The organism is Luteolibacter flavescens, assembly GCF_025950085.1.
GTDB classification, from domain to species: domain Bacteria; phylum Verrucomicrobiota; class Verrucomicrobiia; order Verrucomicrobiales; family Akkermansiaceae; genus Haloferula; species Haloferula flavescens.
On record NZ_JAPDDS010000008.1, the window covers coordinates 1 to 11,075 of the forward strand.

Consider the following 11,075-nt stretch of genomic DNA (forward strand, 5'->3'; position numbering starts at 1 on the left):
AAGCCCTCATCCACCTGTCGATGTCGAGGCGCATGCTGGCGAGAATTACAGCATGAGTTATTTTTCAGACGGCTTCTTAGTTTGGCACCATCCTTGTCTCCCACCTGCCATTGCTTTATCGATAGAAACTGATGGGATCCCGGATCGGACTCTTCCTTATATTGCCTTGCCAAGCCTGCCACCAAGGCCCTTTTAAAGCTGTCTGGGGCGACCCTCAATCGGCCTGAACTATTTAAGTCAGAGATAACTTGCCGCGCAGCCGGTTCAGTGGAGAGTTGGTCCACCAAAGGCTTTGCCGCAACCCAGTCTCGCTTGGCTACGTGAAACCTTAGCTCAAGAATCCGCAAGGTTTCCTGATCAGGAGCGACTTTACGAAGGCCGGCGAATGCCTTCTCCAACGCGGGACGATTCTCATCCGCGATCGCGTTGTGAAAATCGGGCAGTATCTTGTAGAATTCCGTTTCCTTCCTCTTTGCCTCTTTTGCGTTTGCGACCGCGGTCACTGCGGACTTGCCCCCTGCCAACAATCCTTCGACCACTTCAGTAGTGAGGAATCTTGGATTAATGTTCAGGATCACCTTGCCGTCTCTTACGACAGAAGCGAATGGAATACCTGGCGCACCCGCGGGCTTGAGCCATTCCGTCTCGAATTTTGCTCCCTTGCCTGCAAACGCGACCGCGTACGACATCCCATCTCCTTGATCCGCTACGAAATCGCTCACCATCGCCTTCCCGTCTTCCCAGACATTCACTCCAATGATGGTCAATCCCTTCTCACCATACTTGTCGTGCAACTCGTCCAGGTGAGAAATCATGCCGATGCATGGCCCACACCAAGTGGCCCAGCATTCAAGGATGTATACTTGGCCAGGCTTCCATTCTGTCGGAGCTGATCCTTTGATCCATTGGAGCCGCGTCAATGATTCCGGACGGACGAGATCGCCTTCCTTCTGAGCACTAGCAGTAGCCGAAAGGGCAAGCGCGACAATAGTAGTAACAATTGGGTGATTCATCGGAAAGCAGGCCGGATGCCCATGTGAGATTTAAAGTATAAATGAAATGGGAATTTAATATTCATTTCACCATGTTCATCAAAGCCGTTTTTGACCAACAATTTGACATTCCGAGGAGTAATACATACTCACCATATAGGACACACTCTCGAAGCAACTTGCAGTTGATCAACGCCTCGATCTTGGTCGAGGAGCGACCTTCAGTCGACTTCTCCCCGCGTTTGCAGCCCTTCTTTCAGGCCGGCGGCGTGATATCAACAACCAGGCTCGGGTTCGACATCCGGAAAAGTTAGCTCTTTGTGTTGATTCTTGAATTCCTCGAAATGAGCCCTATGTCCATACTTCCATCCCCGCACGATATGGCCCAGATGTTCATCCTTCCCCGGGTAGTCCGCCAGGTAGAGCTGCACGTACAAATCCGGTGAAGAGTCGATTTCAAAAGCCCCACCCCTCAGGGCAAGGCTCATCCAATTGAATACCCGGCCTTTGATGTCCGTTGGATGTTGCCGGGCGAAGTTCCCGACTTTATCAGGAGACGTCCAGATTTCCCCAAGAATGCCTATCGCAGCACGATCGCGATCATCTCCAAGTGGAAGGCCGGAATAATAGGAGAGTGCCGCGGCCTCATCATCCCTGGTCCATCGGGTGAACACCTCTTTCATGCTGGAGTATTCATTGCTTTGAATACCTTCTCCAACCAGCCAGTCCGCAGCCGCCCTCGGATCGGTTTTCAAGAGATTCTCGGCCACCAGATTGACCGCTCCTTTTCGCAGGCGATCGTCTGACAGGGACCTCACCCAAACCCGCGTCTCGTCGGTTCCTTTGACGGTCACGTAATTGAGCATGTCGTAAAGAGCGCGCTGGCGAGCCGTCCCCGAAGGAACCTCCTCAAGCAACTGCGTCGCCTTCACGAGATCGGTGCTGGCAACACCGTTGATGACTCCTCTCAACGCGCCGCTCTCACGAGTCTCGTCCTCCAGGTTTCCTCTCGATTTCAGCCATGCGATCGCGGCATCCGGGTCCTGGCTGGCCCATCCACTCGCGACGGTGCTCACGAGATACCCCGGCTTGCCTCCTTTGAGTGCTGCCATCGCCGCTTCCGGGTCACGCCTGGCCCATCCCGACATCAGGATCTCCATAAGGGGCGCAGCAGCCCCCTGCGACCATTTCTCCAGGCCCCCTTGGCTCGCCAGAAAGGCGTAGGTCTCAGGCAACAAGGAAGCATCAAGATCCTCCACGTATCGTTTGAATTGCGCATTCCGTTCCCCTGCGTCCTGATTGGCCATAATCAGCATCAGCCGCTCCAGGCGTGCCTGCTTGGTGTTTGGGATCCGTGTGGCTCGACCAGCATTTTTCCAATCGGCAGGTCGCTTATTGCCGGAGATCAATTCTGATTTCGAAGGCAGCACACTGGCATCTGTGCTCGCAAGCCCGGGAGCCGTACTCCGACCGGCAAGGAACATTCCAGTACCTACTAGAAGGGTGCACGTTATACCTACTGCGTGGGTCTTTGTCATGATGATGGCGGTGGTAAAGAAGCCTGAGATGGCCCCTGATGCTGCTGACGCGGCGAGGCACTTGGACGAAATTGCAATCACGACCGCTGGCGAAGCGGCCTGGGCAGAAGGCGCACCCAGATAGATGGCCATCGCAGTTGATGGCAGGGTGACCGGACACCGGGCCTCCAGGTGCTCGCGCAACCGTGCAAGGGCCCTTTCAAGGCGCTTGCGGGCAGCGGATGCAGTCAGACCAAGACGCCTGCCTACCTCCTCAGAGCTGCAGCGCTCCATGTAACGGAGAGCCAGCAACTGCCTGTCATCATCGGAGAGACGAAGTATTTCCTGGTCGACAACGGGGGCTATGGCATTCCAGACCGACCCCTCACTGTCGAAGCGATGCTCACGTCCTGCTGCGGCCTCGAGCTTGTGGCGGCGGGTTTCGGATCGCATCAGATCGATGGAACGCCTCACGGTCTGGCGGTGTAGCCACGCCGACAGGACGACATTGCGGGGCAGGGTCCTGGCTTTTCGTATCAGCATCAGAAATACCTCCTGCGCTACATCATCGGCCCAGGCAGAGTTGGTCCCCAGGATTCTCCGGGCTGTGCCTTGGACTGCCGGAAGATGCAGTTCGACGATCCGTTCGAACGCCTTGGGATCGTTTTGGACGAGATAGGATGACAGGCAGGGATCTGGAGCGATGGCTGGCAATGTAAAGTGGCAGATTTATGCTATAACGTCTGCCGCCGCCATCTGTGACCAAAAATTCGGAGATCATCCGTTTTTGCAGAATTGAGAGGGGCCATAGGCGCCAAATCTGCGACCTCTACGAATGCTGAGGCAGGTCCCCGCCGGCACCTGCGGCGGCGGAGCTGGCGAGAAAGCTTCGTCTGTCGTGATGGTGATGATACTGTCCTTTCTCGCGCAGGCGACGGCGCGCCTCATTCAGCCGCGCATGGCGCTGGTATTGCGCAGACGAGAGTCTGGCAGCTTGCTTGAAAAGACGAAGCAAGAGGAACTTGCTCAGCCCGGCCTGCGCGGCGAGTTGGGGAGCTTCCTTGCCCTCGTCGGCACCGCGCTCCTGCCAGCCGCGATGGCGGGCAAGCCAGCAGGCACGACTTCACCAGACACCACACGACCGACGATCATGAATGACATCCGCATCCAAAGGGCTGGTTCGCAACCCTCGGGCAAGGGACCCGCAGGCTGGTTCACCGGTGCCGTGAGGATAGACCCGCTTTTCCAGCCAGAGGGAGCGGCGCGAGCCGCGGCGGCCAGCGTCACCTTCGAGCCCGGCACCCGCACGGCTTGGCACACCCACCCGCTGGGGCAGACGCTGATCGTGACAGCGGGCAAGGGCCGGGTGCAGCGAGAGGGCGGCCCGATCGAGGAGATCTTCCCCGGCGATGTCGTGTGGTTCCCGCCCGGGCTCAGGCACTGGCACGGTGCCACCCCGACGACCGGGATGACCCACATCGCGATCCAGGAACAACTCGATGGAAAAGTGGTCGAGTGGCTGGAGCAGGTATCCGACGAAGAATACGGAGCGTGACAGGACAGGGCGGATCGTCACTTCGCCTCGCGGATCGCCGCAGCTTCCTTGTCCACCCACTTCTCCTCCGCTTCGAAGCCATTCTGGCCGTAGAATGTTGAAAGCGTGTCGTAGCGCTCCGCGGGGTCGAAGCGCACGGCGTGATACATCTTCCGCAGGCACATCGGGCACAGGTGCATGGGTGCGGCATCCGCCTCGGCGAGGTGGTTTGCGCCGTTCATATTACATTCATAGTAGATGCAGTGCCGGATGCCGAACATGTGGCCCATCTCGTGGGTCAGCACCTTCGCCGCGCGGCCCAGCACCAGCTTCCCCGTGCCTTCGCCGGATGCCTCGTCGTCCCACGAAGGATGGTATCGCGCGAAGCTGAACACCCCGACGCGGTCCTTGAAAGAAGCTTGGCCGAAGACGAAATTCCAAGCCTCGTCCGGATACAGGTCCGTCATCGTCACGGCGATCATCGCATACGCGTCAGCAGGCAGCTTCTTCGGCAGCCAGCGCAGGATGTCCGTGCTCAGCCACTGCTTCTTCCCGGTGAGGACATTTTCCCGCACCTTTGCCGGCACCTCCGCATCCTCCACCACCGGAAGCATTTCCACCACCATGGGGTGATAGTAGGCAGCGGTGTATTCCTTCAGCTTTTCCAGATCCGGTGCGATGCCCTTTTCGAATTTCCCGACAGGCAGCACGTAGAGCTTTCTCCTAACAGATCCCGGAAGGTTAGGCCGCGAGCTGATGTATTGCTCGAAGGTCTGCCCCGGCTCCTCGTGCGAGCCGAGCCAGTCGAGACCGCTCGGCTCCTTCTTCGGCTCGCTCTGTCCCACATCGCTGAAGGCCCTGCGGAGATCCGGCTTCAATCCCGATATCGGTCCCGTGGCAGCCTGCCTCTGCTCCTTGGTGAAGGCCCTGAATTGCGCCATCGCCACCCCGGCCACCAGCAGGGGCAGAGCCCATACCACCACCCTCATGTGCGGGAATGTCCATCGCATCTCACTTTCCTAACATGGAATACCATGGTTCCCGCGAGGCAAATCGGACGCAGAACGGCGCAGTGGCGTCACGCTCCACCGTAGTCCGATCGCTCCGCTTACGGCGAGCGCGAGCCCAAGGGAGGTCGTCACCTCTCAGGAAGACCCAGCGCATCCTTCACTCCCTCCCACAGATCATCCGGCCCGTAGAAGGAGATTTCGAGACCTGGACTCGCAGCGTCAACAAGCGCAGCGCGTTCTTTCCCGATCAGCAAGATATGGAAGACCGACTCTCCGATCCAACCCTCACACCTGAAGTTGAGGAAGCCGGAAGGAGTCCAAGCATCCCCGGACCATCGCCGCATATTCTCGACGTAAAGCCCTGACCCTCCTCCGCTCCGATAGAGTTCGAATCTGATGGCCCCCTGACACTCCAGCAGCGGCCTCAGTCCCGCAAAGAAACTCTCCGCAGCAGTCATGCCCTCAAGGCGTCGCCACTGGATTTCCGGGACAGGAGGAAGATCGATCAAGGCAACGGCCCAGCGAACCTTATGAAGGTTTGAGAAGATCACACGCTTCTCACCAAGGGTCTCAAATTTCGTGTCTTCGAAATCCAGCAGATGATCGTAGATCCAGCGCCTCACCCTGTCCTCGACGCGCTGCCACTTCAGCGCCGATTTCATCGTGGCCAGCCGATCCTCCTTTTCATCCCTTCCGCGGACTTTTCTCTTATGGATCTCCTCTTGGAAAAGATCCTGAGCCTTTTTCAGCCGCTCTGCGTATTCTTCCTTTCGCTTGCTATTCATCATGCACTTGTCATGGCAGCCGATCCCGTCTCCCGGATGATCCTTCATCCAGCACCAGCAACGATCGCCCGACGATCCCCATCGCGCTCCTTCTGAGTAGATGAGTGACTTCTCTGCCTTAACTTAATCGATCTCCGGAGTCAATGTGGGTGCCCGTCTTGAATCACCAATCATCAGAACCGCCCTCGTTCACCATCAAATTCCCAGCATCTTCACCCCAATGATCCGCGCCCTGCTCCTCGATGCCGCCGGCACCCTCATCGAGCCCGCCGAATCCGTCGCCGATGTTTACACCCGCATCGCCACCGCCCACGGCATCGCCGCGCAGGCGGATCGCGTCCGGCAAGCATTCGGCCCCGCCTTCGCCGCCATGCCGGATCCCGACTACCCCGCCCATTCCGATGGCGATGCCGCCGAGCGAATCTGGTGGCGCTCGCTTGTCACCATCGTCCTCAGGCGATCCCTACCCGACACTGCCACGGGTGACCTCGCCGAGGATACACTCGAGTCCTGTTTCCACGCCCTTTTTCACCACTACGCCCAGCCCGATGCTTGGCTCGTCTTCCCGGAAGTCCGCGAAGTCCTCCACGCTGCCCGCGAAGCCGGTCTGCGCCTCACCGTGGTGTCGAACTTCGACCTCCGCCTGCACGCCATCCTCGCCGGTCACGATCTTCACTTCGACGCTGTCATCACCTCCGCCGATGCCCGCGCTCGCAAGCCACGACCGGAAATCTTCCACCTCGCCCTGCGCCTCCTCGACCTCCCACCCGAAGCCGTCCACCACGCCGGCGATTCTCCCCACGCCGATCTCAAAGGCGCCGCCGCCCTCGGCATCCCCGCCACTCTCATCCACCGCCCCGGCAACGACCTCCGTGCCCTGCTCCCCATCACTTCCTCCCTGACCTAACGACCGCAGGGCAAATGGCAATGGTCTTCGTAGGGCCTTTCTTCCTGGCCTCCCCGCATCACAGAGGAAAATCATCTTGCCAAACCCCTGCCACCCCTCTACCCATCTGCGCCCCGGCAGCCGACACCGCTCGGCCACCGGAAAAACACTCCGCAGCGGAACCAAACGCGAGGATAGCTCAGTCGGTAGAGCAGTTGGCTTTTAACCAATTGGTCCTGGGTTCGAGTCCCAGTCCTCGTATCTTCTTTGATTTTCAATTGGTTGTGGCAATGGAAGGCGGATTTCGAGCCCCCGTGCTAACCAGGTGCTAGCATTCAGTTGCGTCCAGTCGTGTTGGCCATGAGATCGGAGCCCTTCGTTGGACAAAACTGTCCAACCACCCGAGACCGGAAGTCGCAGCCTCTGTGAAGTCCCCTGGACAGATCTGTCCAAGGTGCGATTCACGTGCTCATCATCGGTTCCGCTTCCCGGCCAATCTGCAAGCCGCCCGAGCCGCCAGTTCTTGAAAGGGCAGGCCGAGCGCCGCGGAGAGATCGTAGAAGACCAAAATTCCTGGCCTCCTCAGATCACGTTCCATACGGCTGATGATGGCTCGATCCACACCACTTTTCGTGGCTAAGCTGTCCTGAGACACCCCTTGCTTCGTTCTCTCCTCCCGGAGTTCTTCAACCAAGGCCAAAAGAAAGGCCTCCGCGTCCTTGCTCGGCATTTGGAGACGCTGCCAAAATCCGAGTAGTTCTGACACATGCCTACTGACAGGTGTCAATTGACACGAATGGATGCTTCAGTTAGGTCTCGGTCGTGCTAAAGCTTTTACTTTCAAGCCTAATCGCCATCTCCTGCCTCTCGTCGTGTGCAAACTACTCGGTGCCTACCCCAAGCGGTCGCCCGGAAGTCACCGTTCGCCCTCCGATGAGCAAGGCGAAGTCCATCGCCATCCAGACCATGGCGGAACACGGCTACAACCTGATCGATCAGTCATCGAACATGCTGACTTTCGAGCGGCAGATGCCTCCGGGAGACGCTGCTCTGTACCTGATGGCTGTGGGGAACAGCTACCATTCCACTCCCTCCGTCACGTTGCGGCTGAGCTTCGTGCAGCTGGGAGGAGAAGTGAAAATCTACGGCACCGTAGGAGCTTCAACCCAAGGACCCTTTGGCCAAATCCGGAGTAACGACCTCACTCGAGGAAAATCCGGTCAACAGCTTCAGGAAGGGCTGGAGCTGATCAAGGCACGTACGAATGGCGACAGCCGTTGAAATGAAGCCAATTCTCACATTTGATGAAGTAGAAGCGATTACCCAACGCTTCGCTAGAAGCAATAGGATCGTTCCGTGCCTCTTCGAGCCCTGCGAACTATCCTCCTTCGATGAACTTTTTGATCGCCTCGCCAGAGCCGTTGGACATGACGAAGAGAATTCAACAGAAGCATTAGCCCGCTATAGCATCTGGGCACAGTCCCTCCGTAGCTTGCTAGTCAGCGCAGCAGAAGACGACCCTAGCTGTCACAATCCGCACCTAGTTCTCATCCAAATGGCAAACTTGGTTGGGGCAATCTCTGAAATCCTGTCAGTTCGCGTTGGCCACCATGGCTGAAGCTAACCTCAGTCACAGGTTATTTCGGATAACTTAATTATTTTATTCAATCTTTCGACAGTTCGAGGCAACTTTTTATGATCACACCTCTCAGCTGATCAAGAACTCCCAAATCGGACGCAAATCATTACCACCAATAATGTTATGCAATATTTAGATCAGCCACACCATCCTTTAAATGCATCCAATTGGTTGCCTTTGGCCTTGCAATAAATTCTCGGCCCTTCTCTAAATTACAACGTTTTCTCGACACAACCGCTCCATACTCGGTTGGCTTTCGGCGTCATGAGCATCGATGAAGCTAGTCAGACACGCACGGACGCCCCGCCCCGGCCAGTATATATCCGAGTAACCGAGGCGTGCCGCGAATATTCTCTTTCGAGGTCGAAACTCTATCAGATGATCAATGCTGGGAAATTTCGGTCCGTTTCTCTTCGGGAGCCTGGGCAAGTTCGGGCTACCAGGCTAATCAACCGAGCATCTCTGGAGGCCTATATCGATTCGTTAGCAGAAGGCTCGGTGAACTTTTGAGAGAGCCTTAGAGATTCAACAATTCACGTACCCACCTACGAAGCTCGTGAAGTGAAAGAGAGATTCGCTTAAGTCCTATTCGGCGAACCCTCTGCTGAGGCGGCAGCTTTACATACCGCATAGCACTCGTACCGAGCACCGCTCAAACGGACGACGGCGAGGAAGAATGGGCACAAGGGTTCCGCGTCTGGTCCAGCGCGGATAATCAGTCGCAGGCGAAAGCCTGGGCCACCTCTGAACCCTGATGCGCCGTCCCAGACGCATCAAAGCCGGATTTACCGCGACAGGTCCCCCGGTGATAGTTCAGAGCTCGTAAGAGTGAGTTGAAAGCATACGAATGGCTCCATCCAGGGAATGCAATAAGCTCAGTGGTTCCCTGCAAAGGGACCACTGCGCCGGCACCGAATTCACCAAGCCCGGGAATTTCTTTCGGGAGCGACGGTGATCAAATCGGCGGGAGCGACACGAGAGCCGAACCCGGAGAAACTTTGAAATCGCAGTTAGTTTAAGAGCAGGAGTCTCTGAAAGGGCATGACAAAGCGGTGAAAAATTCACCCCGAGCGGCCGAAAACCGCCGCCAATTTTGGTGCGTGTTAGCCCTGCGTAAAACGCGGGCGATCAACTATAGCCGACCGGCGCGAACACGTCGAGGGGCAGCAATAGCACACTAGACGCGTCGCTGCCGCTACAACAACGCTAGAGGCTATCTCAAAAGAGCATTGAGGAGAATGACGGCACAGGCGAGTTCCACCAGGGCTTGGTAGTTCCGTGCCTTGCGTTCCCACCGGCTGACCAGCCGCCGGTAGTTGTGCAGCCAGCCGAAGAACCGCTCGACCTTCCACCGCCGCTTGTAGCGCCGCAAGGGCCGGCGGTCTTGGGATTGCCAGCGGTTGCAGCGGTTCGGGGCGATCATTTCCACCCCTCGCTGCCGCAGTTCTTCGTCGAGCTTGTCGCTGTCATAAGCGCGGTCGCCAATCAGGCGCTCCGGCAGCACTTCGATGAACATGAAGTCGAACAACAGCTGGACCAAGCTTACTTCGGCCCGGCCAGCGCTTTCCGTGCAGACGGCGACAGGAAGACCATGGCGGTCGATCATTGCCATGATCTTGCCCCCCTTGCCCTTGCGGGTGTTGCCAATTCCATCGCCCCCTTTTTCGCCGAGGCGAAGGTCGCATCGACGAAGCACTCACTGACGTCGAGCTTGCCGCGGTCGCGAAGGTCGTCGGCCAAGGCACGCAGCAGGCCGCGCATGACCCCTTGCTGTTCCCATTCCTGGAAGCACCGGTGGACACCCGTAGCGGGTGGGCAGATCCGCCCACTGGGCGCCGGTGCGTACGATCCAGAGAATGCCGTTGAGAATGGTCCTGCGATCAGCTCTCGGACGTCCCGTCGGCCCGGTGTTGTCGCTCGGCAGAAGAGGTTCCAGCACCGCCCATTGCGCCTCGGTCAAATCCATGAACGAAGCCTGACACACCCGAAATTCGAGTACCAGTGCCTTTTAAGATAGCCTCTACGAGCCGCGTGCCTTCAGGCATCTTGCGATGCTCGATGTCACCGCACCACCACCTAATCAGCTAGGCTTCTGGTTATCCTTCAAGCATCTCCCTTTAAGAAGAAGTCCACCTGCAAGAAGTATGAATGAGGTGACGGCAAGCACGTAGATTACCCATGGCTTGATGGTGCTCACTGCGCTTCCTGCGCCGACGGGTATCACGCAGAAGAATGCGTAGATGGGAGCACCGATCCAGAAGTAGATCCGGAATGGGACCTCGGTGAGCGCGAGGAGATAAAGCTTGATCGCATACGGCGGGCCATGGATCGCCGCGAACAGAGCGGTGAACCAGACCTGGTGTTTCGGATCGATCGACGGTATCGCATGGCCCGATCGCGCCAGCTTCTTCGTGAGGCGTTCGCGGAACCACCCGTGAGTGAGCTGGAAAGCAGCGGCGTTGTGAAAGAAGATCGCTCCGGTGGCCAGAGCCATGCCCCAGGCGAAGCCGAAGCGGATGCCTGCGACCACGAGCAGAGGTGTGATCGGAAAGCCAACCAGCGGCAGGAACAGAAATGCGGCAATAAAAACGGGCAGCGGAAGACTCTCCGCGAATGCCACAATGGCTTCCCGGTCCAGCTGCTCGCGGTAGATCCACGCCACCATCGCGACGATGACCACGACGATGAAGATGAGTATCTTCATCCGGTGCT

At 57.6% G+C, this 11,075-nt stretch carries 10 protein-coding genes, 1 tRNA gene and 1 pseudogene; 5 read left to right on the forward strand and 7 right to left on the reverse strand.

Annotation, left to right across the window (positions count from 1 at the left end):
• The coding region (locus OKA04_RS14745) for a thioredoxin domain-containing protein (RefSeq protein ID WP_264501950.1) at positions 1–815 on the reverse strand (815 nt) is incomplete at its 3' end.
• Positions 816–1,267: 452 nt separating this feature from the next.
• Positions 1,268–3,223: an RNA polymerase sigma factor gene (locus tag OKA04_RS14750; RefSeq protein WP_264501951.1), complete on the reverse strand. Its 1,956-nt coding sequence runs from the start codon at positions 3,221–3,223 to the stop codon at positions 1,268–1,270.
• 445 nt (positions 3,224–3,668) lie between these two features.
• On the opposite strand from OKA04_RS14750, the gene OKA04_RS24640 reads away from it, so the two are divergent.
• The gene (locus OKA04_RS24640; RefSeq protein ID WP_343226889.1) at positions 3,669–4,064 is read left to right on the forward strand and encodes a (R)-mandelonitrile lyase; all 396 of its coding nucleotides are present in this window, start codon (positions 3,669–3,671) and stop codon (positions 4,062–4,064) included.
• 17 nt (positions 4,065–4,081) lie between these two features.
• On the opposite strand, the gene OKA04_RS14760 is transcribed toward OKA04_RS24640, so the two are convergent.
• Positions 4,082–5,032 (reverse strand): archaemetzincin, encoded by a 951-nt coding sequence (locus tag OKA04_RS14760; RefSeq protein WP_264501953.1) that lies wholly within the window; start codon positions 5,030–5,032, stop codon positions 4,082–4,084.
• A gap of 149 nt (positions 5,033–5,181) precedes the next feature.
• Positions 5,182–5,886, reverse strand: coding sequence for a hypothetical protein (locus OKA04_RS14765; RefSeq protein ID WP_264501954.1), 705 nt, complete (start codon positions 5,884–5,886; stop codon positions 5,182–5,184).
• A 172-nt stretch (positions 5,887–6,058) separates the two neighbouring features.
• Here OKA04_RS14765 and OKA04_RS14770 point away from each other — a divergent pair, with 172 nt between their 5' ends.
• Both OKA04_RS14770 and OKA04_RS14775 read left to right on the forward strand, forming a co-directional pair.
• Positions 6,059–6,745, forward strand: coding sequence for an HAD-IA family hydrolase (locus tag OKA04_RS14770; RefSeq protein ID WP_264501955.1), 687 nt, complete (start codon positions 6,059–6,061; stop codon positions 6,743–6,745).
• 167 nt (positions 6,746–6,912) lie between these two features.
• Positions 6,913–6,985: transfer RNA gene (locus OKA04_RS14775), tRNA-Lys, on the forward strand.
• Between the two features lie 211 nt (positions 6,986–7,196).
• Here OKA04_RS14775 and OKA04_RS24760 read toward each other — a convergent pair.
• Positions 7,197–7,454: a helix-turn-helix domain-containing protein gene (locus OKA04_RS24760; protein ID WP_425503685.1), complete on the reverse strand. Its 258-nt coding sequence runs from the start codon at positions 7,452–7,454 to the stop codon at positions 7,197–7,199.
• A gap of 203 nt (positions 7,455–7,657) precedes the next feature.
• On the opposite strand from OKA04_RS24760, the gene OKA04_RS14780 reads away from it, so the two are divergent.
• Positions 7,658–8,005, forward strand: coding sequence for a hypothetical protein (locus OKA04_RS14780; RefSeq protein ID WP_264501956.1), 348 nt, complete (start codon positions 7,658–7,660; stop codon positions 8,003–8,005).
• A 622-nt stretch (positions 8,006–8,627) separates the two neighbouring features.
• Complete coding sequence (locus tag OKA04_RS24765) at positions 8,628–8,873, forward strand: helix-turn-helix transcriptional regulator (protein WP_425503686.1); 246 nt, start codon at positions 8,628–8,630, stop codon at positions 8,871–8,873.
• Positions 8,874–9,576: 703 nt separating this feature from the next.
• Here the strand turns inward: OKA04_RS24765 and OKA04_RS14785 are convergent.
• A pseudogene (locus OKA04_RS14785) lies at positions 9,577–10,329 on the reverse strand (IS5 family transposase).
• A gap of 114 nt (positions 10,330–10,443) precedes the next feature.
• The gene (locus OKA04_RS14790; RefSeq protein WP_264501957.1) at positions 10,444–11,067 is read right to left on the reverse strand and encodes a TVP38/TMEM64 family protein; all 624 of its coding nucleotides are present in this window, start codon (positions 11,065–11,067) and stop codon (positions 10,444–10,446) included.
• Between the last annotated feature and the right edge of the window lie 8 nt (positions 11,068–11,075).